The 25428-nt window shown below is 35.9% G+C and carries 20 protein-coding genes; 11 read left to right on the top strand and 9 right to left on the bottom strand.

The features are described 5' to 3' along the window. Window positions 1-21 precede the first annotated feature (21 nt). Entirely contained in the window at window positions 22-1191 is a 1170-nt protein-coding gene (locus ALGA_RS11155) for a sensor histidine kinase (protein WP_096429373.1), read from the bottom strand. Window positions 1192-1388: 197 nt separating this feature from the next. Between ALGA_RS11155 and ALGA_RS11160 the strand changes: the two genes are divergently transcribed. The 6 genes from ALGA_RS11160 (at window position 1389) to groL (ending at window position 6814) form a co-directional block, all read left to right on the top strand. Then, window positions 1389-2633, top strand: a complete 1245-nt coding sequence (locus ALGA_RS11160; RefSeq protein WP_096429374.1) for a sigma-54 interaction domain-containing protein — start codon at window positions 1389-1391, stop codon at window positions 2631-2633. Window positions 2634-2668: 35 nt separating this feature from the next. Beyond that, a complete protein-coding gene (locus ALGA_RS11165) occupies window positions 2669-3181 on the top strand; it encodes an LptE family protein (protein ID WP_096429375.1) in 513 nt (170 codons plus the stop codon). Window positions 3182-3184: 3 nt separating this feature from the next. Beyond that, a complete protein-coding gene (locus tag ALGA_RS11170; protein ID WP_096429376.1) occupies window positions 3185-4255 on the top strand; it encodes a hypothetical protein in 1071 nt (356 codons plus the stop codon). Window positions 4256-4261: 6 nt separating this feature from the next. Beyond that, window positions 4262-4603: a preprotein translocase subunit SecG gene (gene secG, locus ALGA_RS11175; RefSeq protein ID WP_096429377.1), complete on the top strand. Its 342-nt coding sequence runs from the start codon at window positions 4262-4264 to the stop codon at window positions 4601-4603. Window positions 4604-4864: 261 nt separating this feature from the next. Further along, entirely contained in the window at window positions 4865-5143 is a 279-nt protein-coding gene (locus tag ALGA_RS11180; RefSeq protein WP_096429378.1) for a co-chaperone GroES, read from the top strand. 33 nt (window positions 5144-5176) lie between these two features. After that, on the top strand, window positions 5177-6814 hold the full coding sequence (groL, locus tag ALGA_RS11185; RefSeq protein WP_096429379.1) for a chaperonin GroEL: 1638 nt from the start codon (window positions 5177-5179) through the stop codon (window positions 6812-6814). A 278-nt stretch (window positions 6815-7092) separates the two neighbouring features. Here groL and ALGA_RS11190 read toward each other — a convergent pair whose 3' ends face one another. Next, window positions 7093-8640 carry a hypothetical protein gene (locus tag ALGA_RS11190; protein ID WP_096429380.1) on the bottom strand — a complete coding sequence of 516 codons (1548 nt, stop codon included), beginning with the start codon at window positions 8638-8640 and terminating at the stop codon, window positions 7093-7095. A gap of 171 nt (window positions 8641-8811) precedes the next feature. Here ALGA_RS11190 and ALGA_RS11195 point away from each other — a divergent pair, with 171 nt between their 5' ends. Then, window positions 8812-9174 carry a hypothetical protein gene (locus tag ALGA_RS11195; RefSeq protein ID WP_096429381.1) on the top strand — a complete coding sequence of 121 codons (363 nt, stop codon included), beginning with the start codon at window positions 8812-8814 and terminating at the stop codon, window positions 9172-9174. Between the two features lie 385 nt (window positions 9175-9559). Here ALGA_RS11195 and ALGA_RS11200 read toward each other — a convergent pair whose 3' ends face one another. The 4 genes from ALGA_RS11200 to ALGA_RS11215 form a co-directional block, all read right to left on the bottom strand. Then, window positions 9560-12073, bottom strand: coding sequence for a TonB-dependent receptor (locus tag ALGA_RS11200; protein ID WP_096429382.1), 2514 nt, complete (start codon window positions 12071-12073; stop codon window positions 9560-9562). Further along, entirely contained in the window at window positions 12074-12943 is an 870-nt protein-coding gene (locus tag ALGA_RS11205; protein ID WP_096429383.1) for a FecR family protein, read from the bottom strand. It lies immediately after the preceding gene. After that, a complete protein-coding gene (locus ALGA_RS11210; RefSeq protein ID WP_096429384.1) occupies window positions 12944-13429 on the bottom strand; it encodes an RNA polymerase sigma factor in 486 nt (161 codons plus the stop codon). It abuts the gene before it with no gap. A 106-nt stretch (window positions 13430-13535) separates the two neighbouring features. Next, a complete protein-coding gene (locus tag ALGA_RS11215; RefSeq protein WP_096429385.1) occupies window positions 13536-14483 on the bottom strand; it encodes a hypothetical protein in 948 nt (315 codons plus the stop codon). 617 nt (window positions 14484-15100) lie between these two features. Here ALGA_RS11215 and ALGA_RS11220 point away from each other — a divergent pair. Next, window positions 15101-15628 carry an REP-associated tyrosine transposase gene (locus ALGA_RS11220; RefSeq protein ID WP_096429386.1) on the top strand — a complete coding sequence of 176 codons (528 nt, stop codon included), beginning with the start codon at window positions 15101-15103 and terminating at the stop codon, window positions 15626-15628. A 1078-nt stretch (window positions 15629-16706) separates the two neighbouring features. After that, window positions 16707-18494: a translation elongation factor 4 gene (gene lepA / locus ALGA_RS11225; protein WP_096429387.1), complete on the top strand. Its 1788-nt coding sequence runs from the start codon at window positions 16707-16709 to the stop codon at window positions 18492-18494. A 240-nt stretch (window positions 18495-18734) separates the two neighbouring features. Here the strand turns inward: lepA and aspS are convergent, their stop codons facing one another. Then, a complete protein-coding gene (gene aspS / locus ALGA_RS11230; RefSeq protein WP_096429388.1) occupies window positions 18735-20492 on the bottom strand; it encodes an aspartate--tRNA ligase in 1758 nt (585 codons plus the stop codon). Window positions 20493-20892: 400 nt separating this feature from the next. Between aspS and ALGA_RS11235 the strand changes: the two genes are divergently transcribed. After that, the gene (locus tag ALGA_RS11235) at window positions 20893-21360 is read left to right on the top strand and encodes a nucleoside deaminase (RefSeq protein ID WP_096429389.1); all 468 of its coding nucleotides are present in this window, start codon (window positions 20893-20895) and stop codon (window positions 21358-21360) included. 353 nt (window positions 21361-21713) lie between these two features. Continuing rightward, a complete protein-coding gene (deoD, locus tag ALGA_RS11240; protein WP_096429390.1) occupies window positions 21714-22430 on the top strand; it encodes a purine-nucleoside phosphorylase in 717 nt (238 codons plus the stop codon). Between the two features lie 898 nt (window positions 22431-23328). Here deoD and ALGA_RS11245 read toward each other — a convergent pair. Together ALGA_RS11245 and ALGA_RS11250 are read right to left on the bottom strand one after the other, a co-directional pair. Further along, window positions 23329-24552 (bottom strand): 3-phosphoshikimate 1-carboxyvinyltransferase, encoded by a 1224-nt coding sequence (locus tag ALGA_RS11245; protein WP_096429391.1) that lies wholly within the window; start codon window positions 24550-24552, stop codon window positions 23329-23331. Between the two features lie 99 nt (window positions 24553-24651). Beyond that, window positions 24652-25182, bottom strand: a complete 531-nt coding sequence (locus ALGA_RS11250) for an adenine phosphoribosyltransferase (RefSeq protein ID WP_096433588.1) — start codon at window positions 25180-25182, stop codon at window positions 24652-24654. Window positions 25183-25428: the final 246 nt, after the last annotated feature.

A 25428-nucleotide genomic window follows, 5' to 3' on the forward strand; every position in this document is an offset into this window, starting at 1 on the left:
TTTTGTTTTCTTTTGCGCTTATTAATTTAAAGGCAAAGTAAACAAAAATTCAGAACCTTCTCCCAATTTGCTAGTCGCGATTATTTCACCACCATGACAAGTCACAATTTTCTTAGCTATGGCTAATCCTAAACCAGTACTGGTTTCGTTTGCTGTTGTTTTAGCACTGGTTGTTCCAAATTCTGTAAATAATTTTTTCACTTCTTCTTCCGGAATGCCTACGCCTTCATCACTCACCGAAATTTTTATAGTGGACATATTTTTAATAATGCTTACAGAAACTGTCGTTTGAGGATTGGAATATTTAATTGCGTTGCTTAATAGATTGTGCAAAACTTGCTCTATCTTATTTTTATCAATGGAAATTAAACCTATAGCATCATTTGAACGGAAATTGATTTTAATATTCTTTTTCTTCGCGAATATCTGGTTGATTTTTATTGTATTTATTACAAGGGTTTTAATGTCTTGCTCCTGTTTATCCAATTCAAGTTTTCCCAATTCAATTTTTGAAATATCTAATAATTCATTAATTAGATTTAATGAAAATTGACTACTATCTTTAATTAATTGTAGAAATTCAATTTTATCGTCATCAGAGAAATCATTATAAGAATCTAGAATTAAAGTAGAAAAGGACTGAATAGCTCCAATCGGATTTCTAAGATCGTGAGCCGCAATTCCTAAAAATTTTGATTTTTGTTCGTTAAGAATCTGTAGTGTATTGTTTTGCTCTTCAAGCTTTTTCTTATGTGATTCCAATTCAGTATGATCATCAACAATTACTAAAATGTACTCTTTGCCATAGTATTGAATATACCTTGTTGAATACAAAAAATGTTTGGTTTGTTTTTGTATGTCAGAATAGAAATCTCTGGATAGTTTTCTTTTGTTAGTAGGGACTTTTTCAGACATGGTTTGTAAAATGTCTTTTTTGAGGATGCAATTTAGGCAATGAGAAGTTTCTCCGCACAATGCATTTTCTTCAACGGCGAACTTACAACCTAAAGCATTGCCGCATAAATTTCCAATAATGGTTTCTTCCCGTTTTTGAAAGAGCAGTGAAAAAGATTCATTCATATTCTCAACACGCGCATTCTTATCCAAAATAAATAAGGCTGATGTAATATTATCGAATAAAATATTTAAGAATTCATTTGATTCTTTGAGGTTTTTGAGATTGATTGACATCGGTCTTTATGTTTTAAAACTGTACACTTACTTGGGTTTTTACGGAATTTTTATTGAAAGGATACTTAAAATTAACAATCTTTAATGATAATAATTAGGCAGAATAGCCTACTAAATCTAAAAAGTAGTAATTTTGTCAGGTAGCATGATAAAATTTCATGTTTTGCACTTAGGTAACAAGCAAATTAGATTTTTTTTTGATGGATATACAAACAGTAAAGCATCGTTTTTCGATTATCGGGAATACATATTCTTTAAATAGATCACTTGATATTGCTATTCAAGTCGCTCCTACTGATTTATCGGTTTTAATATCTGGAGAGAGTGGGACAGGAAAAGAAGTCTTTCCCCAAATAATACACCAGTTTAGTTCAAGAAAACATTCTCCTTATATTGCTGTGAATTGCGGTGCTATTCCTGAAGGAACAATTGATTCGGAATTATTTGGGCACGAAAAAGGTGCATTCACAGGAGCTTTGTCCGATCGAAAAGGATATTTTGAGGTTGCTAATAACGGAACTATTTTTTTGGACGAGGTAGGAGAACTCCCCTTATCAACGCAAGTTAGATTGTTACGTGTTTTAGAAACCGGAGAATTTATTAAGGTTGGTTCATCAAAGGTTTTAAAATCGGATGTTAGAGTCGTTGCGGCAACAAATATAAAAATACCAAAAGCGGTAAAAGAAGGTAGGTTTCGTGAGGATTTGTATTACCGTTTGAATACTGTACCCATTACCATGCCTCCTTTACGGGAACGACAAGAGGATATTTATTTGCTCTTTAGAAAATTTGCACAGGATTTTGCTGAGAAATATAGAATGCCACCTTTACGACTTGATTCTGGTGCTCAACAGCTCCTTAGATCTTACCGTTGGCCAGGGAATATTCGACAGTTAAAAAATATAACAGAGCAGGTTTCCATTATTGAAAAAGAAAGGCAAATTGGAGCTGATATACTTAAGGGATATCTTCCTCTGAATGATGAGCAGATGCTGCCAGCTATTTATACAGATACCTCTAAAAAGGATCAGGCATTTTCATCGGAACGGGAAATTCTATATAAGGTTCTTTTTGATATGAAACGGGACATGACTGATTTGAAAAAATTGGTGTTTGAGCTCATGCAAACCAGTGGTGACTCATCTTCTTTACAAAAGGATAATGCGAAGCTGATTCGGAAATTATATGAGGATCAGGAAATGGATGTTTTTCACCATCAAGCTTCACCGCAAGCAACTCCCAATGTTTCTTCTCCTAAAGATTCGAAAATTCAAGATACTGAGGAATTTGTAGAAGAATCTTTATCACTTGAAGATAAGGAGGTTGAATTGATCCGGAAGGCCTTGGATAAGCACAATGGAAAGCGTAAGTATGCAGCACAGGATTTAGGAATATCCGAGCGTACTTTGTATCGTAAAATCAAAGAATACGATATCAACTAATATTCACAATTTATTGTTATTTTTATTCTCAATATATGAATTTAATTAAAGTCTTGTTTTTAAGTTTTTGCGTAACCTTTGTGGTAACGGCATGTAAGGTTTCCTATTCATTTACAGGAGGAACACTTTCAGATGATGTGAAAACTTTTTCCGTTCAATTTTTCCCTAATAGGGCACTTTTGGTTAATCCCAATTTGAGTAATCAGTTTACAGAAGCACTAAAAGAGAAATTTCGTGGGCAAACTGCCTTGGATGAGATAGTGGATGGAGAAGGTCATTTGAACTTTGAGGGTGAAATAACCGGATATAGAACCCAAGCTTTGGATGTTACTGCAAATGATATATCTGCAACCAATCGCTTAACAGTAACAATAAAAGTACGGTTTATAAATGAATTAGAACCGGATAATGATTTTGACAAGAGTTTTACAGCTTTTAGAGATTTTGATAGTACCCAGCAGTTGAGTGATGTGGAAGAAGGTTTGGTGGAAGAAATTTTAGAAGACATTATTGATGATATATATAACGCAGCCGTTGTAAACTGGTAAAAAATGGATGGAAGTTTATTACAAGATTGGATAAGAAATTCTGGTAAAATGGATCGAGACAGTCATCGGGAATTAAAAAGCCTGATTGACCAATATCCTTATTTCCAGACAGCTCATTTGCTCTTGTTAAAAAACTTGCATGATAATCAGAGTATTCGGTTTAAGGAAGAATTGAGAAATTCGGCTTTGTACATTCCAGATCGGCGTCATTTATTTTTATTGATACAAGATCAGATTAAGATTCAATCCAGATCGGAAAGCTCAGAAAAGATAGTTGCTGTATCGGAAAAGCCAGAGTCGGTTTTACAGGAGAAACTAGATGATGTTCAAGTAAAAGAAGTAGAGAAAATTACTGACCTTCCTGCAGAGGAAAAACAGCTTGTGTCTGAAATAGCACATGCAGAATCAGATGAATTGATTGATTTATTTGATGAGTCAGAACTTGTAAATTCGGATTTTTCTCAGGAAGATAGAAGTACTGATAAACTTGAGGTTGTACAAGCCGCGAATGATGAAATACTAGAGTTTGCAGATGCTGAAGATAAGAAAGAGGAGTCTGCAGAGCAAGAGGAAATTAAAGAGGCATTGAGCGACTCAGAATTGTTGGTAGCAGCAACGGAAGTTTATCATATAGGTTTTGGAGGCAATTTGTACACTTTGACAGATGAACCTAAAAAAGAGGAAGAGTTATCAGACAAAAGGGAAAATCATACTTTTACTGATTGGATGACTGTAGTTGATACGAATACTAAGTCTGAGGAAATAGATGATAATTTGAATCCTGAAAAGGGAAAAGTGAAAAAAGGAAATAATCTTATTGATAATTTCATTCAAAATGAACCAAGAATCAATAGAAGTATTAAAGTTGTTGAGAAACAAGAAGATATTTCATTGGGGAGTTTAGAGGATAAAGATGGCTTTATTAGTGAAACTTTGGCCACTATATACGTGAAACAGAAACTATTTGATAAAGCGATTGCGGTTTATGACAAATTAGTGTTGAAAAATCCCGAAAAAAACCTTTACTTTGCGGGTCAGATTGAAAGAATAAAAAAATTAAAAAACAGTAAATAGATAAGTATGTATACCTTTGTAATTGTATTGACCCTTATTGTTTGTGCGCTTTTAGTGTTAATTGTATTAGTGCAGAACTCAAAAGGAGGTGGATTAGCGTCTAATTTTTCATCCTCGAACCAAATCATGGGAGTTAAGAAAACAACTGATTTTCTTGAGAAAGCAACTTGGTTTTTAGCAGGAAGTTTATTATTTCTATGTCTTGCAGCAGCAGGGACTATTAATCGTGGTGAAGTAGAAGGTCAGAAATCACAAATTGAGCAGCAGTTGCAGGAAACTGAAACGGCTCCTGAGGTTCCTGCTTTCCCAACAGAAGCTCCTTCTACAGAAAAGGATACAGCAAAATAAGAAAAGAAAAATATCTTTGATATAAAAAAAATGTCAGTATGTCATATCATACTGACATTTTTTTGTATGTGGTCATCTATCTATTCGTTAGTGTATTTATGTAGTCTTTAATGAGATATTGCCAACTGTGTTATTCATTTTTTATTGATAATTTGAAAATTGAGTCGGATCTCGGAAATAATGTCAATGAATTCCCTTTGGCATGGATTGTGAAGATAAGAAATGGTACTTTGTAAATTAATAACTTTAAATATTTTGAAAATGGCAGACTTAAAAGGTAGAATTCTTGCTGGTAAAATTTTGGTTGAAGCTATAGAAGCTGAAGAAAAAACTGCAAGTGGTATCATTATTCCGGATGCTGCAAAAGAGAAACCAATGCAAGGTAAAGTTGTATTGGTGGGTTCTGATAAAAAAGATGAGCCCATGGAATTAAAAATCGGTGATACGGTTTTTTATGGCAAATATTCAGGAACAGAATTGGTGATTGATGGGGATGATTATCTTTTAATGTCTCAGTTAGATGTTTTGTATATTGCATAATTAACTACACGAAATTTCAAAATTAAGTAAGATATGGCTAAAGAAATAAAATTTAATATAGAAGCTCGTGACCTTTTAAAAAAAGGTGTTGATGAGTTGGCAAATGCAGTAAAAGTAACTTTAGGACCTAGTGGTAGAAATGTTGTTATTGATCGCAAGTTTGGTGCTCCTCAGATTACTAAAGATGGTGTTACTGTTGCAAAGGAAATCGAATTGGCTGATTCCGGAGCAAATATGGGAGCTCAGATGGTTAAGGAAGTGGCTTCGAAAACTGGTGATGATGCTGGTGACGGAACTACCACTGCTACTGTTTTAGCACAATCTATCGTAAATGTTGGATTGAAAAATGTAACTGCAGGTGCTAATCCAATGGATTTAAAACGCGGTATTGATATTGCTGTTGCCGCTGTTGTTGCTAACATTAGAGAGCAAGCTCAGGCTGTTGGGGATAACTTCGATAAGATTAAGCAAGTTGCTAAAATCGCTGCAAATAATGATGAGACTATTGGTGCACTGATTGCTCAGGCGATGGAAAAAGTGAAAAAAGAAGGTGTTATTACGGTCGAAGAAGCAAAAGGAACAGAAACTTACGTGAAAGTGGTTGAAGGGATGCAGTTTGACAGAGGATACATCTCTCCGTATTTCATTACTGATCCTGAAAAAATGGAAGCTGATCTTGAGAATCCATATATCTTATTGTACGATAAGAAAATTTCTACAATGAAAGATTTGATGCCGGTTCTTGAACCAGTTGCTCAGACAGGTCGTCCGCTGATGATTATTGCTGAAGACATAGATGGCGAAGCATTAGCTACTTTGGTTGTGAATCGTTTAAGAGGTTCATTAAAAGTTGCGGCTGTTAAAGCTCCGGGCTTTGGTGACAGAAGAAAAGAAATGTTGGAAGATATTGCGATTCTTACTGGCGGGGTTGTTATTTCTGAAGAAAAGGGAATGAAATTGGATCAAGTAACTATAGAGATGCTTGGTCAATCAGAAAAAATTACCATTGATAAAGAAACTACAACTATTGTAAATGGTAATGGAGAAAAAGAGGGTATCCTTGGCCGTGTTTCTCAAATCAAAACTTTAATCGAGAATTCAACTTCTGATTACGACAAAGAAAAACTTCAGGAAAGATTAGCCAAATTGGCTGGTGGTGTAGCTGTACTTTATGTTGGTGCTGCTTCTGAAGTTGAGATGAAAGAGAAAAAAGATCGTGTAGACGATGCATTGAGTGCTACTCGTGCGGCTGTTGAAGAAGGAATTGTTCCTGGAGGTGGTGTAGCGTACATTCGAGCAATTTCTGCTTTGGAAAACCTTAAAGGTGATAACGAAGACGAAACAACAGGTATCGAAATTATAAAGCGTGCCATTGAAGAGCCATTGCGTCAGATTGTTCTTAATGCTGGTGGCGAAGGTGCTGTAGTGGTTGATAAGGTGAGAGCCGGCAAAGGCGATTTCGGTTACAATGCTCGTGTTGGAGAATATCAGAATTTATTCGAAACAGGTGTAATTGATCCTGCTAAAGTTGCTCGTGTAGCTCTTGAAAATGCAGCTTCAATTGCTGGAATGTTCTTAACTACCGAATGTGTTTTAATTGATATTAAGGAAGAAGCTCCTGCTATGCCAATGGGTGGCGGAATGGGCGGAGGAATGCCTGGAATGATGTAAAATAATCATATCATATTTTTAAAAAGGCGGCCAAGTGGCCGCCTTTTTTAATTTTTACAATTTTAGTATTTAGAAACTGATTCTTACTTAGAGAAAGAAGGTAAGAAGATATTGAAAAGAGATCTTGCCGGAACGATAGAGGCATTAGGGAGGGCTACCGGTCCTCATTTACCTTTTGAGCTTAAAAGAGACGGGAAGCTTGTTGATCCGAGGGATTTTTTTCAACAAGAGTTATCCGTTTTAAAAAAAAATAGAAAAAAGGGGATCGTATGATCTACTTATCTTTTACTCTTTTCAATTTTTTCCATAATGACTTCTTGTACTGGTCGATTTTCAATTTTTGAATCCAGCCATGAAATAATATCCAGATATAGAAATGCTCTCTTTTCAAATGGATCATTAACCCATTTTTGCAAATCAACTCTCGATTTTTTCAATTCATCTTTTAATTGATCCGGACTAATCGAGCTTAGTTTTCTTAGGAAACGGAGGATGTATTTTTGCACTTCCTGTAAATCTTCCATTTTAGCCAGAAAGCGATAGGTCGACCGAATTTGGTATTCCAAGAGTTCTGTATTCTCCAACTCGTAGTGGCTAATCAGATTTAGTATTCTGCCAAAGCAGTGAATGTCACCACGAAGCGTGGTGTCTCTTACGTCGGAAATCCGATTCAAATATTTAATTGCCTCCTTGTATTGACCATTGCCGAAGTACAAACAAGCAATTTTATAGTAGAAAACCAAAGCGCGGTGATTGTCCATTCCAAATTTATTCTCTTCAAGAAAACTTTCAATCTTTGGAATTAAATGTATTCCTTTATTAAATGTTCCATCCATAAAATGCCTGTTTATTCTATGCATGTACAGAAACATATGTAAAAGTATATTTAAATTCGAATTGTGATTGAATTGCTCTTCATTCTCCAATTTTCGCAATAAGTGCAGATTCGTTTTAAATTTAGTTACATGATTCGTATAGAACAGAGCTACCAATACGTTGTTAAGTCCTTTCAGATACAAATCAGTATGGATGTGAATCATTTCTGGATTGGTTTGGAAGAGGTCAACCCATTTTTGTGCATACTTGTAGCACATTAAGAAATCCTGAACGATCAAATAGTACCAAACGTAGGATTGAAACAGGTACAATTTTTCGAAGAAACTTAAAGTTTGAATATCATATGGATACAGATTGGTGTTGAAAAATTCTTTCACCATCAATAGATCTTTCTCATTTCGCACATATCCTACTTTAAGATATAAACCATAAAGTCGAATCGACATGTTCGAGAAAAATACCACCCCATCCATTATCTTACTTATTTCGGTTGCTTCCTTGGTAATTTCCTCAGCTCTGTTTTCAATACTTTTAGTAACGTATTGTGATTCTATTAACTTCTCGAATTGTACGATTTCAAATATCAGAATATTCTTCTTGTTTTTCCAAGCCAATGCTTTTGTTTTATCAAGTATTCTTAAGCTTTGCTGATACAATCCTTTGTTATACAGGACTTTCGCATGATCAATTTGCTCACGAATACTGATGCTGATATCATGATTGATCTGAGTTAATCTTAAACTTGTAAGTAATTGCTTGTACAAGTGGGCTTTTAAATTCGGAAGCTGAGATTGTTTAATATCTTTTGCTTTTTTTAAAATAATGGCCTCATGGTATTCATCCATTTTGTCCAAAACATCGAAGAGTTGTAAGAATTTAGTTTCCTTTTCGCTGCTAATTCTATTCGCATACAACTTAAAATTTCGCTTTTCAGATTTCGAAATCGATTTAATCAATTGAAACAGAGGGTCTATTTGTTGCTTAGGCATTGTACAGGATGTGTGAGTTAACTACTTGGTAAACAGTATCGGTTTTAGTTTTCATTTTGCTTGAACTTCGTAGTTTGTGTCAAAAAACGATTTTCGTAAACTCAATTTATGAGTTACATTTGAATCATCAAATCAGGAGAATGATTCAATAAAATAATCTTGAAACGGAATATGAATACAACAAATCTGTTATCAAAATTAACAAAATCTGAGAAACTAGAAACAGTTATCGGATTAAATCAAGCTCTTGAATGTATTGGAGTCGATCAAATTAACAAAGATCTTAGCCGAAATCAGGCTATTGAAATTGGAAATGTGATTGTTGATAAATTTGCAGGTGTAATGAATTTGACTAAATTGGTTGAATCTATTAAAGAAATGGTTTCGGTTGAAGAATTGGAAGCATTTAAAAATGAAATATCCGGTAAGTTAAACTCTGTTGCAATGAGTGCAACAAAAGCTCCAATTTATCAGAAACGTTTAACGACCTTGAAAAGTAGTTTTGAGGAAGTTTCTGGTGACAACGTACTTTGAAAAACCATTTGTAGTTGTTAATTCAATTGCAATTTTTTAGAGAGTTAGTGACACTATCCCCCTTGTGTTATTAATGATCTAACTATTAACCAAACATGAAGAATACTAAGTTGTGATGGTTTTGTAAGGAAATGAACGATTTCTTTTTGGCTTGTTAGTAAATATTTACGAATGATCCAATCCGTTAGAATTAGTAGTTTAAAAGTAAGTTAGGTGTGATTATACTTTTTTTGAGAAACATTTCATACTTAATCGGATCTCTTAGATTCTTCTTGTTATTATTTAGACCATCTTTTTGATTATGTTTTAATATTTAGTTGTGATAACCGGACAGGATTCTTCCTCTCCGGTTTTTTTATGGGATGTATTGAGAAATTGTGTCCTTCTAAATTGTGATTTTAAAATACAAACGGATCGAAGTTGGTACTGTTTCGGTATAGATACTGATTGAATTGATTTGATCTAAAGGTATTTTCTCGTAAGATTCGTAAGTGATGTTGTTACGGTCAAGAATATTATGAAATAACACACCAACTTCACATTTTGTCTTTTTAGGATTGAACTTGTAAATAAGTGCTGCATCGAGTCTTGTATAATCTGGTTCTGCTACAATTTTATTTTGGCTGGAATAAATTGGAAAGCCTGAACCATATATATAACTAGCAGAGATATAAAATGGGGTAAGAGATAATAATCCCGCTGTTTTTATTTCATGACGCTGATCGTGCAACGCTCTTCTATATTCGTTAGTATTGAAATAATCAAAATTCTCGAGAGTTTTGCTGAGTGTGTATGAAACCCATAAGGTATGATCACCAATGTCTTTTTTTGCAAAAATATCTAAGCCATAACTTTTACTTTTTCCCAAAGATATATTTCCTTCGTTTCGATATTTGTAATATCGTGTATGCCCGTCGGTTTTTTTGTAATAGCCTTCAACACTAAACGTGAATCCATTGTTGTTGTAGGATCCTCCTGCAACATGATGAACCGATTCCAATACCGGAATGTCTTTTTCATCGGCACCCACCCAGATGTATCGAAAATCACCATTTTCACTTATCACGGAACTTTTGGTTATAAATTGTTTGTACAAACCCCATGCGCCATTTATGTTAATGTTTTCAGAAAGTTTCAGACTAAGAGAAATTCGTGGTTCCCAGTAAACTTTATTGATATTGATTGGATAATTGGCAAGGAATCCGGCTTTTATGGAAATGCCATTACTGATATTTAAATTGTTTTGAAAATAGCCGCCAATTCTGTCTGCTCTTGATTTTATATGCAGGATATTGATATCTAGTGAGTCTTCCATTAAATTGACTTCATTGTTGATGTAATTAATTCCGGTCTCGAAATTTTGATCTTCAGCAAAAACAAATGAATTTTTAAGTGTTGCTCTGTATTCTAAAATGCTGTTTTTGGATTTGTCATCTCTTCTGAAAAATTCTTCGTTGGTATTAATTCTGGTTATAGACACCACATCGCTGGTTTTGGTATCTAACTCAGATCGGGAAACAGATAGCGAGCTGGTATTTCCATTTCTCCATACTTTTCCGTAGTTAATGGAACCTCCAAATTGATTATTGCCTTCAAATTTGTGTTTTTTCGCATTTGTATACGATTCTGTTGTGATATCGTACGAATACCGATCTTCTCCGGTCATCAGGCTTAGTGACAAATTATCTCCGTTCTCCCAATTGCTTGTAAATTTAAAGTTGATATCATGAAATTTATAATCCGGAGCTACATCTAAATCACCGAAAGAGGAAGCATTATTTCCCGATAGTAAGGCTTGTCCTAAGCCTTGTCCCTGAAGATTTGCGTTTGATGCAGCATACTTTATCCGTTCATCTTTAAAAAGGTTGTAATAGGTTTGCCGAAAAGCCAACAGTACAGATGACCGTTTTCCGATAGGTTGTTCGTAGGAACCACTTGCCGTGATATTATTTAAGGTTAGATTTAGAGTAGGTTTAAGGCGGCTGCCGTTTTTGCCGGTAATGTGCACAATTCCACCAACCCGATCGCCGTAGCGTGCATCGAAACCACCTTTTAAAACCTCAATATTTTTTACAACCAAAGGATTAACCGCACCAATATCTTCATAAACATTTTTTAGTCCCCAAAGGGTTATGTTATCGAATAATACCTGACTTTCGCCTTCGTACGATCCCCAAATAATCAGGTCGTTTTTTTGTTCTCCCGCAGCTAGAATTCCTGGTTGTAATCGAAGCAATTCAAAAACAGAATTGTCGTTATTGGTTGGAAGAAAACCTGCTATTTTATGGTTTAATTTTAAGTTTCCTGCCTGATTGCCCATTTTAATAAATGTCTGAACAATTTTATCTGTAACTGTAATTTCGGGTAAATCGGTACTCGCTGCGGTAAGTAAAATGTTTTGGTTTGGACCTTGATTCACAAGTGTGTCGTGAATAAAGTACCCTAAATAGGAAGCTAAAATTCGAAATGTACTGTCTGTTTCCGAAGTAAATGAAAAATTTCCCCGTTCATCGGTAGCCATGGGTGAATCGTTAATGGTTAGATGAGAAAAAGGAAGAGGCTCCAAGCTTTCTATATCGAGAATTTGTCCGAAAATACGATATTGAGTAATTTTCTCTTCAGGGTAAATTAAAAATACCTCATTCGATTTTTGATAATTAAGAGGAAGCTTTCGCAGAAGAAAGTCTATTGTTTTATCTTTTGAAGAAAAAGACTTGTCTATACTTACCGTATAGTTGGCAAGTAGATCATTGTTAAAAGAAAGTTGAAAATCATACTTATCCCTTAGATCAATCAATACTTCGCTCAAAGCCTTTTTTTGTGCAAGAACTTTAATTTTTTGAGCAGAAATATTTGAAAAAACCAATCCTAACAGTAGTAAGATGATGAGTCGTTTCACTTATTGGGCATTAGGGGTTATGATGTAATTGTTATTGGGACCTTTTACAAATTTTAATCCGAGTGGCATGCAAACAGTATGCAATGTCATCTCTACAGATTTCTCTTTATGAAACTTCCCAGTATAAATTAAATCAAATTTACCCTTTTCTACAATATTAATATTGTATTGTAGTTCAATTTCCTCAAAAACAAGTGGTAAAGGTGTTTTAGTAAACAGAAATAAATTATTACGCCAAGATATTTTGTCCTCAGTATTTTCACATTTCTTGAGCTCTATTTTTCCATTCTTGGTAACAAAAGCATGATCGTTAGGCAGTAAAAGAATTTTGTCTGAAGTTAGGGTCGAAACAACCTTCACTTTACCGGTGTAACAGGTTACCTTGTACTGATTTCCTCTTGCATAAATATTAAAACTAGTCCCTAAAACACAGGTCTTGCCGTAGTTCGAGCTTATTTCGAATTTGCTCCCTTTTGTAATTTTAAAGAATGCTTCTCCTTCAAATTTCACTTTTCTCGAAAATTTCCACCAGTATGGTTTATAAGATATGCTTGAGTTTGCGTTTAAATCAACTATTGATTGATCAGGTAAGTTGATGCTTACATGTTCCCCTTTTGGACAATGAATAGTTTTTGTGTAAAGATTTATAAAACCAGTGAATCCCAACAGAATTAGAATGCAGGCAGCTGCTGCATATTTTACCCATTGCAATCTCACCACTTTAGTAGGAGCAGTTGGAGCAGAGGTTTTCTTCGAAAGCTCTTTCCATACATCCTCTTTGGATTTTGAATAAGTGACTTCGATTTTCGGAAGTGAATTTAGAAAATCCATATCCGGGTTGAGGTCGTTATGTTGGTTGTTGTTGTTCATTTATCTTCCTAATGCATTTCTTAAATATGAAAGTGCGTATGACATTCTTTTTTCAACAGCTTTTACGCTGAGTTCTAATCGATCGGCAATTTCCTGGTATTTTAAGCCTTCCATTCTGCTCATTAAAAAAACAGTTCTTTGTTTTTCTGAGAGTTCTTCCAGGGCCGTTTCATATTTTGTTTTTAGTTCTTTGTAAGCTAGTTGATCTTCAGGTGTGTGATTGTCAACAGCAGGTTCTAATTTCACTAAGTATTTTTGGGCTACTTTTTCTCTTCTGTATTTGCTGATAAAAAGATCGCCTGCAATTTTGTAGAGTAATGATCGTAAAGGTTTCTCGTCGAAATCTAAATTTTTCTCCCACAATTTCATGAAACTATCTTGTGCAATATCAGTGGCCAGTTCTTCATCACGGGAACGATAGTAAATATAGTTCCTGATTGAATCGAAATGGTTGTCAAACAATAGTTTAAATTCTTCCTGTGTCAAGGCTAGGGGATTGGTTTAGAGTAAAAATAAACTTTTTCGGTGAATTTGGTGCAGAGGATTCAAGCAATACTCTGCACCAGTTTCAATTTTTGTTGATTCAAATCTACTATTTGTCCCTAAGTCTTAGGTGTATTCCAATTTCTATTTCTTCTGTTACCGTTTCGCCGGCATCATTAACGTATGTGTAAGTTGCAATGTTATCACATTCTCCGTCACCATAATCAAGTCTTGCAAATTCAATTTGGTTTTGAGTAAAGATGACCAATCCACTTACAATTACTCTGCAAGTACCAATTCTCACCAATGGATTCTCTGCATCAATTGTTTTCGAATATTCATTTTGCTCTGAATCTACGCAAGTAACAGAACCTCTAATTTCGATCATATCATCGCTAACATCCCACTTTGTATCCAATCCTGATACCCATTCTTTGGTTCTATCTTCCGAACGGAAAAGAGTAGTTTCATCAGGAAAGGTGAAGGTTAATTCACTTGTGCTTGCAAACATTTTTGATACCCCTTTTTCACCGGTATATTCAATACGTTTCCATCCATCAATAGCAATACCATCAATTACTAAGTCGAGAGTAATTTCACGAACGGCACCATCTGCACAGGGAGCTGCAGTTAGCTCAATAATAATAGTACCACTAATAACACGACCGTTGTTAAGAACAGTAGAATCGCCATAATTAATAGTAATTGTCATTGGGAAACGACTTACTTCACCAAATTCGATGGATACATCAGGCAATTGGTCGGTTTTGTATCGCTTCCAAAGGTTCAGGAATTGACAGTAACGCTCAGTGACTGCACATTTTGTAGATGTTGTAGCTTCGTCAAAGTCAGCTTGTGCAAATGAGAATAAATCAGTTTCATAATCAACCGATAGCATAACATCTTCGGTTAATTCTTCAGAAGCAACAACAGTCTTAACCGTGTTGTTCAATTCAACCTGATCTTCGTTCAATACATCAATTACATCCTCGCTTTTATCACAAGAGAAAAATACAACTGCTAAACTTACTACTAGTAAAAAAGAAAACTTTTTCATGATTCTAATTTTTTTATGATTTTACATTTAAGTTTTATGAGCTCGCTTACTTCTGAACCGACAAACTGGAAAATCACCCTACCGGAAAAATGATTTATTTTTAATGTGTTGATATTTAGTTAAATATTTAAATCTGATTTTATTACTGCTGATAATATCGGCTTTCGATTTCCACCTCTAAATATTAATGGATATCGTAGTTTTTTCCTACTTAATTTAATTGTAATTAGAAAGTTATGATCTTAATAAAGATTAGTTTCGTGATAGAGTTTTTAAAATATTTCCTTAAAGCATGCGTAACTACTTAACCAGTTTCGATACTGATGATTTTTATCTGAAAGTAGGAATCAGGTTTGCTCTTTAATCTCAAATATAAGCTCTATGGTGCAGTTTCCCCCGCTAGCGCGAGCTTGTAGCTCGTGTTCTACGAAAGTAGAATTATAGCCTACCTATGGCAATATGAGTATTTTTTGCAATGGCATAATAATCAACTAGAAATTTTATTGAATATTGCTTAATTTGAATGGGTATTATATCAGTGTATAAATCTGTTTGTCAAATGGTGTTAATTACAATATTTTGAGCCGAAAATATAAGTTTGACTTCGTCGATTTTCAATTCAGAATAAGGAAGGTCTGTACTTCATTAGCTTTGTAACAGTATATTGGATTGACGTTTTTGTTCGTGAGAAATATTTTGCTGCTGTTGCTAAGAGTTTAGAGTATTGTTGCACGAACAAAGGAATGCTTATATATGCTTACTGCATTATGCCTAGTCATATACATTTGATATTTAATGATCAAAATTCCGATCCGGGTAAAATTATAAAAGAGTTTAAAACCTATTCATCAAAACAAATTCAAAGCTTGATTGAAGAAAATCCACAAGAAAGCAGAAAAGGATGGATGCTTTGGATGATGGAACGTGCAGGGAAAATGAATAGTAATGTGAAAAATCGACAATTTTGGCAACAATACAACAAGCCAATTGAATTGTGCAGCAATAAAGTAATCTCTCAAAAATTAGATTACATTCATAATAATCCTGTAGAAGCTGGTTTTGTAGAAGAGGCACATCACTGGAAATATAGTAGTGCAGAAAATGATGCAGGAGAAGTAGGACAGATTTCGGTTGAAATATTGTAGCGTTTTAACTACTTCGCAGAACACGAGCTACAAGCTCGCGCTAGCAGGGGTAGGTTAAAAAAGGAAATTCTCTTTCCCCCCGCTCCCGCAAGTCTGTGATTTGTGGTGCTTATCAAGATGAAAATTCAGTATTCTATAATCTGTTTTTAAATTTGAATTGTTCCCAAACAAGCCTATATTTTGTTGGTACAAGTCTGAGGTTTTCCGGCACAAGTCTGAAGTGTTCCGCCACAAGTCTGAGGTTTTCCGGCATAAGTCTGAAGTGTTCCGCCACAAGTCTGAGGTTTTCCGGCGAAAGTTTGCAATTGTGCGGCACCGGTAATCCCAAAACTGATGTCGAAAACTGATAAACCGGGAATAACAAGAGAAAAAGTGGGGGGAGGAACAAAAAGGAGTGCTTACAAGTAACGCCTCACCTCCCCCAAGTCTGCAACTTGTGGCAATTAGCAAGACATAATAATCTCAGTTATACAAATTCTTATTACATTCGGTTCTCTTACTTGCAAAGTTATTCTGAGTTGCATCATTACAAATAGAGTAGTGCAAAAAATTATGCAGGAGAAGTAGGACTGATTTCGGTTGAAATATTGTAGAGTTTTAACTACTTCGTAGAACACGAGTTGCAAGCTCGCGCTAGCAGGGGCATAAAGGTAATAATCAAAAATAGGTCCCGTTTCACAACAAATTGACTTTAGTTTTGAACGATAAAGTGAATCGGTATCGACTGCAAGGTATCGAAAGTTAAAAATGTATTCCCCCCATATTTCTGCTATATAAAAGACAAGGAAAATCTTGTCTTATTTGTGCGGTTCGATAAAGGAAAAATAAGACTTCTTTCTTTAAACCCAAATTCTTATTTATTCCAAGGATTTGAATATCTTTGTCAGTTGATGCGAAAGGGCCTGTTTGGTCGTGTGAATAAATTGAAATACAACGGTTTTTCAATGGATTAAACAGGGAAGACTTTTGCAGAACCGAATTATGAATTATTAGTTAAGAGGTCTGAATTCTTATAAAATTTCGATTCTGACTCATAATTTCTGGTTTATAACTCATAAATAACAAAAGAAGTTAACTGATGAAGAACATACGTAATTTTTGTATCATAGCTCATATCGACCATGGGAAAAGTACTTTGGCCGACCGTTTACTGGATGTGACCAACACCATTACCGATCGTGAGAAACAAGCTCAGATTTTGGATAGTATGGATTTGGAACGCGAACGTGGTATCACCATTAAGAGTCATGCCATACAGATGGATTATGAGCAGGATGGTGAGAAATACGTATTGAATTTAATTGATACTCCCGGTCATGTTGATTTTTCGTACGAAGTTTCACGCTCGATTGCCGCCTGCGAAGGTGCTCTGTTGATTGTTGATGCAACTCAGGGAATTCAGGCTCAAACCATTTCCAATTTGTATTTGGCCATTGAGAACGATTTGGAGATCATTCCGATTCTAAATAAAATAGATTTGCCCAATGCAAATCCTGAAGATGTAAAAGATCAGATTGTGGATTTGATAGGTTGTGATATTGATGATATTCTTTCGGCAAGTGGAAAAACCGGCGAGGGAGTCCCTGAAATTTTGGAGGCCATTGTGGCACGTGTGCCTGCACCTACCGGTGATCCTAAAGCTCCTTTGCAAGCTCTTATCTTCGATTCAGAATTTAATTCTTTTAGAGGTATTGTTGCCTATATCCGTGTGATGAATGGGGAAATAAAAAAAGGAGATGCGGTTAAGTTCGTAAATACTGGCAAGGAATATCAGGCAGATGAAATTGGTGTGCTGAGATTAACTCAAGAACCAAGGAAATCTCTTAGTACAGGAGATGTAGGCTATATTATTTCCGGGATTAAAACTTCAACCGAAGTAAAAGTGGGAGATACGGTAACACACAGAGATAATCCGTGTGCCAAGGGAATTGTTGGTTTTGCTGAAGTGAAACCGATGGTGTTTGCAGGGGTTTATCCGATTGAATCGGAAGATTTCGAAGATTTGCGTGCATCAATGGAAAAGTTGAAGTTGAATGATGCTTCTCTTACTTTTGAGCCGGAATCATCAATGGCACTTGGTTTTGGTTTCCGTTGCGGATTTTTGGGCCTGCTGCACATGGAAATTATTCAGGAGCGTTTGGATCGTGAGTTCGATATGAATGTAATTACTACGGTTCCCAACGTTTCGTACATTGCTCACACCAAGAAAGGCGACAAATTCGAAATGCACAATCCTTCGGAAATGCCAGATCCGAATTCTTTGGATTTTATCGAGGAGCCATTTATTAGAGCACAAATTATTACCAAGTCGGAATATACCGGGTCAATCATGAATCTTTGCATGAGCAAACGAGGAATGATGACCAATCAGCAATACCTAACCAGTGATCGTGTAGAATTAACTTACGAGATGCCATTGGGAGAGATTGTATTCGATTTTTACGATAAACTTAAAAGTATTTCAAAAGGATATGCTTCTTTCGATTATTTTTTAATTGATGTTAGACCTGCCAACTTGGTGAAGTTGGATATTCTTTTAAATGGAGATGGAGTTGATGCTTTGTCTACTTTAATTCACGCAGATAATGCCCAGACATTTGGCCGACGCATGTGTGAGAAATTGAAGGAATTAATTCCCCGTCAGCAATTTGATATTGCCATTCAGGGAGCAATTGGAGCCAAAATTATTTCCCGTGAAACAGTTAAAGCTGTTCGTAAAGATGTTACCGCGAAGTGTTATGGTGGTGATATCTCGCGTAAGCGTAAGCTTTTAGAGAAGCAAAAGAAGGGAAAGAAAAAGATGAAGCAAATCGGTAACGTGGAAGTTCCTCAAAAAGCTTTCCTTGCAGTTTTGAAACTTGATTAAGATCACCTGACCGAGAACGAAGTTCTTGTTAGAGTAATAGATATATAAAGCTGTTCGATTATTTCGGACAGCTTTTTTTGTTCTGTAAAGTGAGTGAATGTACTTGAATGATTGGAGTTTTAGTTTTAAAAATTGCGGCAAGCAATCATGGAAAGTTGAATTCAATTGTTGGAAAAGAGAAAAAGACACAAAAAAACCCCGATCATTTGATCGGGGTTCGTACTAATATTTTAAAGATCTTTACTTCGACTTCTTTCTGTAGTCAAGACCCAATTCAATCATTTGTGCTTCGGCAATTGGCGATGGAGAATCAATCATCACATCACGACCCGAATTGTTTTTCGGGAATGCAATAACGTCTCTAATCGATTCGATACCTGCAAACATAGATGCCAAACGGTCAAATCCAAAAGCGATTCCGCCGTGTGGTGGTGCACCATATTTAAATGCATTCATTAAGAAACCAAACTGCGCTTGTGCTTCTTCATCGGTAAAACCAAGATGCTTGAACATTTGAGCTTGAAGATCGGTATCGTGAATACGAATAGAACCTCCGCCAATTTCAACACCATTAATTACCAAATCGTAAGCATTGGCACGAACTTTACCCGGATCAGTTTCCAATAGGTGGAAATCTTCTTGTTTAGGTGAAGTAAATGGATGGTGCATGGCATGGAAACGTTTTGAATCTTCATCCCACTCTAAAAGAGGGAAGTCAACAACCCAAAGAGGAGCGTAAACAGTCTTATCGCGCAAGCCTAGCTGATTACCCATCTCTAAACGTAATTCGCTCAATTGAGGTAAGGTTTTGGCTTTTTCGCCAACCAAAATCAAAATTAAATCGCCTGGTTTAGCCTTACAAGCTTCCGCCCACTTCTGTAATTGTTCCGCACCGTAAAACTTATCAACCGATGATTTAAAAGAACCATCTTCGTTGTATCTCAAGTAAACCATGCCTTTGGCTCCAATTTGTGCTTTCTTCACAAAATCAGTAAGAGCATCCAGTTGTTTACGAGTATAGGTAGCACATCCGGTAGCACAAATGGCTCCGATGTATTCAGCTTCATCAAAAACTTTAAAGTCACTTCCCTTAGCAACTACGCTTAGGTCAACAATCTTCATATCAAAACGGATATCCGGTTTATCGTTACCATAAAATTCCATGGCATCAGCATAATCCAATCTTGGGAATTGAAAATCCATATCCGCATTTTTCAATTTCTTGAATAAATGCTTGGTCAATCCTTCAAAAGTATCTAGAATATCATCTTGCTCAACAAATGACATTTCGCAATCAATCTGAGTAAATTCAGGCTGACGATCGGCACGTAAATCTTCATCACGAAAACATTTTACAATCTGATAGTAACGGTCAAATCCCGCAATCATCAACAATTGTTTGAATACCTGTGGCGATTGAGGCAATGCATAAAACTCACCCTGATTCATTCTCGAAGGAACAATAAAATCACGAGCACCTTCTGGAGTCGATTTAATTAAAACAGGAGTTTCTGTTTCAATAAAATTCAACTGATCCAAATAGTTTCGAACCTCCATACCCATTTTGTGACGCAATACTAAATTCTCACGAACACAAGCACGACGTAAATCAAGGTAACGATACTTCATTCTCAATTCATCACCACCATCGGTTTTGTCTTCAATGGTAAATGGAGGAATTGCTGATTTACTAAGGATATTTACATTATCAGCGATAATTTCAACCTCACCTGTAGGTATTTTATCGTTTTTACTTTGTCTTTCAGCTACTTTTCCAGTAATTGCTACAACGAACTCACGACCAAGCTTTCTAGCCATTTCGCAAAGTTCTGCATTGCTTTCCATGTCGAAAACAAACTGAGTAATACCATATCGATCACGAAGATCAACAAAGGTCATTCCCCCAAGGTTACGAGCTTTTTGCACCCAACCACTAAGCGTTACTGTATCGTTTACGTTCTGAATTCTTAATTCTCCACAAGTATGAGTCCTGTACATCTTATACCATTTAATTATTTAACAAGCTATTAGTTATTAGCCATTAGCTGATCCCTATTATTTAGGTTTGTTTCGTTAGATTCTAATTTTATTGCCGAACAATTATTAATATCAATCGCGAAGGCGAATCACCAACGGCTTTCTGATATCAACATCGTTCTTTGTTATTGGTTTTGTTAACTTTGCGAAATTACTAACAATTTGCGAAATTGAATACGCTTTTATTAATAGATTGTTAGATTTTAGCTGTAAGAAATCACATTGCGTTTTAAGTTGCATGTAAACAACTACTTAGCAATTATGCTTTTGTGAACAATTACAATATGAACCGTCTGCAGTAGTTACGGATAAAGTATTCTTTCTCACATCTAAAATCTCACATCTCATATACTTAACTAATATGAACGAAGAGTCAATTACATCTCCATTTTCCGACGAATATTTTATGAAGCAGGCAATGGAGGAAGCGCACAAAGCTTTTGAGGCTGATGAGATTCCGGTGGGAGCCATTGTCGTGTGCAATAATCGAATAATTGCACGATCGCATAATCTTACCGAACGATTGAATGATGTGACTGCACATGCCGAAATGCAGGCCATTACAGCTGCTGCCAATTTCCTGGGAGGAAAGTATTTAATAGATTGTACCTTATATGTAACCCTAGAACCCTGTAATATGTGTGCAGGAGCATTGGCTTGGTCGCAAATCTCAAAAATTGTGTACGGTGCCAGCGATGATAAAAGAGGTTATACCCGATTTTCACCAAGTCTGTTGCATCCTAAAACGGAAGTGGTTTCGGGTCTTATGGAGGAGGAAAGTGCCGGTTTAATTCGCGATTTTTTCGCTCGTAAAAGAATGTCTCTATAAAAATAAAGTACATAATTAACGGAGTTTAGTTATGTATGAGTGGCTGTTAATGAATTAGCATACAGTACATGATGGTTTCAGATGCAGCAATTTTGTTGAAAATAATCATGAATAGGTTTAATATCAGATAAAATTAGTAGTTTTGGCAACTGTAAGCGCAAAGTGATTTCTAAAGTATTGTTGCAATAATTCTACTTTATACCACTATAACTCGCTAATTACCATCCAACCAATTTGTAATCCATCTTCTTTTTTAAGTGTAAATAGTATTTAATGCTATTTCTGTGCGAGGTTTTTACCATCCTTAGCAGAAATCTATTATCTTGTCTTTGTAAATCTTAAATCTATATATCATGAGTGCACACAATGAAGCCAAAATGGGCGATATTGCTGAAACTATCCTTTTACCTGGAGATCCATTAAGAGCAAAATACATTGCTGATAATTTTTTAGAAGATGTTGTTTGTTACAATAAAGTAAGAAACATGCTTGGTTTCACCGGAACCTATAAAGGCAAGCGCATTTCGGTGCAAGGAACAGGAATGGGCATACCATCAATTTCAATTTATGCTCATGAGTTGATTACACAATATGGTGTGAAAAACCTGATTCGTATCGGAACATGTGGTTCTTTTAATGAAGATGTACACGTTCGCGACGTAATTTTGGCGATGACATCCTGTACCGATTCCGGAATCAATAAAAATTTGTTTCGAGGCATGGATTATTCTCCATGTGCCGATTTTGGAATGTTAAGCGATGCCCACAAGGCGGCCACCGAGCAAGGCGTAAATATTAGAGTGGGCAGTACATTGTCTTCCGATATTTTTTACCACGATTTAGAAAATAATCCAGAGCCATTTAAAATTTGGGCCGATTATGGCGTTTTGGCTGTTGAGATGGAAGCAACTGCTTTGTACACAATCGCAGCTCGAAACAAAGCAAAAGCTTTGGCTATTCTTACCGTTAGCGATCATATCCTAACCGGCGAAGCAACAAGTGCCGAAGAGCGCCAAACAACTCTGCATACCATGATTAAAATTGGTTTGGAGACAGCAATAAGACAATAATTTTAGATCAGATACATTTTATTGTAAGTTAAGTAAGGGAGAAGCTTTGGGGAGTTTCTCCTTCTTTATTTTCTACTTGCGTGGTTCAAAAGCAGGAGCTCAATTAGTAATTGCGCATTTCCCATTCTTACTTATTTTAGGGCGTGTCCCTCAGTTCTTCGGGTCAGGCTTTTCGTTCCAACTCCTCGTGCCAACGCACAAAACCAACCCTAACTGCGGGGTTTCCACTGCAATCCTTCACGCATGCCTAAATTTAAGGGGCTCACTTTGGGTGAGGCTCTCAATGTGTTTTGTGAGAGCAGCAAGCTCAATTTGTGTTTTATAATTGGTACCCTCACTGCAAGTGAGAGCACCAGGTTCCTGTTGTTTGTTCTGCTCAAAATTACATGTTTGTTGTTCTGACTGTAACTTGAGGCTCCTGTAGATTTGTAATATGTAGGTATTGGGTTGAGGATCTGTGATCCTCCTGTTAGCCGGATTTGTTTGAATGTAGGCGATTTAAAATCCCTTATCGGGGTACTAAATGAATTTTGAGGGTCTCACTTTAAGTGAGGCTCTCAATGTGTTTTATAATTGGTACCCTCACTGCAAGTGAGAGCACCAAGTTCCTGTTGTTTGTCCTGCTCAAAATTACATGTTTGTTGTTCTGACTGTAACTTGAGGCTCCTGTAGATTTGTAATCTACAGGTTTCGGGTTGAGGATCTGTGATCCTCCTGTTAGACAGATTTGTTTGAATGCGGGTGGACGAAATGAATTTTGAGGGTCTCACTTTAAGTGATGCTCTCAATGTGTTTTGTGAAAGTACTAAGATCAATTTAAAAGACTGGAGTTTATAAAAAAAAAAGAAAACCCGCTAGATTTGACTCTAACGGGTTTTTTAATATTATCACTTTGGATTTATTCCTTCACGTCAAAACCCAATTCTTTTAGCTGTTCCCAAAAATTAGGATACGATTTTTTCACCACATCAGGCGAATCGATTACAACATTGGGTCGTGCTAATGCGATTGGCGCAAATGCTAAGGCCATTCTATGATCGTGGTAAGTATCAATTACAATGTTTTCCTCTTCGGCTTTTCGCTCACCTTCCCAAGCTAATTCTCCCTCGGCTGGTTCGTTTAGTACATAACCTAATTTTCCCAATTCGGTAATCAGAGCAAAAATACGGTCGGTTTCCTTAATTTTCAAAGTCTCTAAACCTGTAAAATGGAAAGGAATGTCTTTTAAACAGGCACAAACGGCAAATGTTTGAGCCAAATCGGGCATCTGATTAAAATCAAATTTCAGTTTTGTGCAGTTGGTTGCCATTTTCTCAATGAACATTCCTCGTTTCGAGAATTGTGTTTTCACACCTAATTTCTCAAAAACCGGAATCAAACCGGAATCTCCCTGAAAACTGTGTCTTTTCACACCATCTAAGTACAGTTTTCCTTCATCGGCCAAAGCCATAAAAGAAAACCAATACGATGCGCCCGACCAATCGCCCTCAACCATATAAGGAATTCGTTGATAAGCCTGATTGTCCACAAAAATTTCTTGTCCTTTAAATTCCGATTTAATACCGAACTCCTCCATAATATTAAGAGTCATTTCGATATAGGAACGCGAAACAATTTTTCCGGTAAGCTTAATTCGTAATCCTTTTTCAAGAGTAGGTGCAATTAAAAGCAAAGCGGTAATGTACTGAGAGCTGGTGTTGCCTTTTAGTTCAACTTCTTCGCCGGTAAGGTTCGATCCAAAAATTTTAAGCGGAGGATAACCATCTTTTTCCAAATAGGTAATTTGAGCTCCAATTGAGTTTAGCGCATCAACCAAAACACCAATGGGTCTTTCCTGCATTCTGGGCGAACCGGTTACTATCCATTCACCAACAATTTTAGAGAGGTATGCAGTTAAAAAGCGCATGGTAGTTCCAGCATGTCCAACATCAAAATTATTGGTATTGGAATTAAGAATGCTATGCATTGCCATTGAATCATCGCAATCCGAAAGATTTTTAATGGGTTCAAAATTGTAGCTCAAAGCATTAATAATTTGAACTCTGTTTGAAATGCTTTTAGAGGCGGGAAGAACAATTCTTCCTTCCAGTAAATTATTTTTTTTCGAAATGGAGTATTGCATCGAACTCAGTTTTGTCTGTGAAAAATACCGGGATAGCGCAAATCAGGTCATCAAAACCATTTGGGGTAAGATGACCTGAATGATAATTTTATGCTTTATTTAAAAGTGGAAAACAGAATCAACCTCGTATTGAGTAGCCAATTTGTCGCGACCTTTTAAAAAGTCAAGTTCTATTAAAAAGTTCACAAAAACATTTTTCAAATTAAATCGATTCAATAAATCGATAGATGCTTTCGCTGTTCCTCCTGTTGCCAATAAATCATCGTGCAGTAAAACTACATCATCAGAATCTAAGGCATCTTGGTGAATGAAAATTTCATCTTCTCCATACTCCAAAGAGTATTTCTCTGAATATGTTGGCGATGGTAATTTACCTGGTTTTCTTACCGGAACAAATCCAACACCTAAACGATAAGCCAATACGGTACCTAAAATAAACCCGCGACTTTCCAAGCCTACTACTTTGGTAATTCCTTTGTCTTTATATTGATTGTAAAGAGTGTCAACTAAAGTTTCTAAATGCTTGGCATCTTTCAACATTGTTGTGATATCCTTAAATACGATTCCTTTTTTTGGGAAATCAATTACGTCTCTTATCGAATCTTTTGCTTCTTGAAGTCTTACTTCCATTTTATCTTTTTTTTCCAAACCAGGAGTACGAAAACAACCAGTTTCATTCTGTTCTTGAGTCTTTTAGACGCTAAAACCCAGAAGAAATGGACCATTCACCCCCTCCTCACTTAATTATTCTACAATTACTAACTTGATATAGTGTGGGATAATTCCGGGTAAAAATAAAAAAGTCTGAGTAAATATTCATTATATATTAGCAAAAACTATAATTATCATTTGAAAGAGGAAAGTATTTTTGAGATC

The sequence above is a fragment of the Labilibaculum antarcticum genome (assembly GCF_002356295.1).
GTDB lineage: Bacteria > Bacteroidota > Bacteroidia > Bacteroidales > Marinifilaceae > Labilibaculum > Labilibaculum antarcticum.

Excerpts from the sequence above, each read along its gene's own strand:
- ALGA_RS11155 (WP_096429373.1), bottom strand. The coding sequence starts at position 1,191 with ATGTCAATCAATCTCAAAAACCTCAAAGAATCAAATGAATTCTTAAAT.
- ALGA_RS11165 (WP_096429375.1), top strand. The coding sequence starts at position 2,669 with ATGAATTTAATTAAAGTCTTGTTTTTAAGTTTTTGCGTAACCTTTGTG.
- ALGA_RS11170 (WP_096429376.1), top strand. The coding sequence starts at position 3,185 with ATGGATGGAAGTTTATTACAAGATTGGATAAGAAATTCTGGTAAAATG.
- secG (WP_096429377.1), top strand. The coding sequence starts at position 4,262 with ATGTATACCTTTGTAATTGTATTGACCCTTATTGTTTGTGCGCTTTTA.
- ALGA_RS11180 (WP_096429378.1), top strand. The coding sequence starts at position 4,865 with ATGGCAGACTTAAAAGGTAGAATTCTTGCTGGTAAAATTTTGGTTGAA.
- groL (WP_096429379.1), top strand. The coding sequence starts at position 5,177 with ATGGCTAAAGAAATAAAATTTAATATAGAAGCTCGTGACCTTTTAAAA.
- ALGA_RS11190 (WP_096429380.1), bottom strand. The coding sequence starts at position 8,640 with ATGCCTAAGCAACAAATAGACCCTCTGTTTCAATTGATTAAATCGATT.
- ALGA_RS11195 (WP_096429381.1), top strand. The coding sequence starts at position 8,812 with ATGAATACAACAAATCTGTTATCAAAATTAACAAAATCTGAGAAACTA.
- ALGA_RS11205 (WP_096429383.1), bottom strand. The coding sequence starts at position 12,943 with ATGAACAACAACAACCAACATAACGACCTCAACCCGGATATGGATTTT.
- ALGA_RS11215 (WP_096429385.1), bottom strand. The coding sequence starts at position 14,483 with ATGAAAAAGTTTTCTTTTTTACTAGTAGTAAGTTTAGCAGTTGTATTT.
- lepA (WP_096429387.1), top strand. The coding sequence starts at position 16,707 with ATGAAGAACATACGTAATTTTTGTATCATAGCTCATATCGACCATGGG.
- aspS (WP_096429388.1), bottom strand. The coding sequence starts at position 20,492 with ATGTACAGGACTCATACTTGTGGAGAATTAAGAATTCAGAACGTAAAC.
- ALGA_RS11235 (WP_096429389.1), top strand. The coding sequence starts at position 20,893 with ATGAACGAAGAGTCAATTACATCTCCATTTTCCGACGAATATTTTATG.
- deoD (WP_096429390.1), top strand. The coding sequence starts at position 21,714 with ATGAGTGCACACAATGAAGCCAAAATGGGCGATATTGCTGAAACTATC.
- ALGA_RS11245 (WP_096429391.1), bottom strand. The coding sequence starts at position 24,552 with ATGCAATACTCCATTTCGAAAAAAAATAATTTACTGGAAGGAAGAATT.
- ALGA_RS11250 (WP_096433588.1), bottom strand. The coding sequence starts at position 25,182 with ATGGAAGTAAGACTTCAAGAAGCAAAAGATTCGATAAGAGACGTAATT.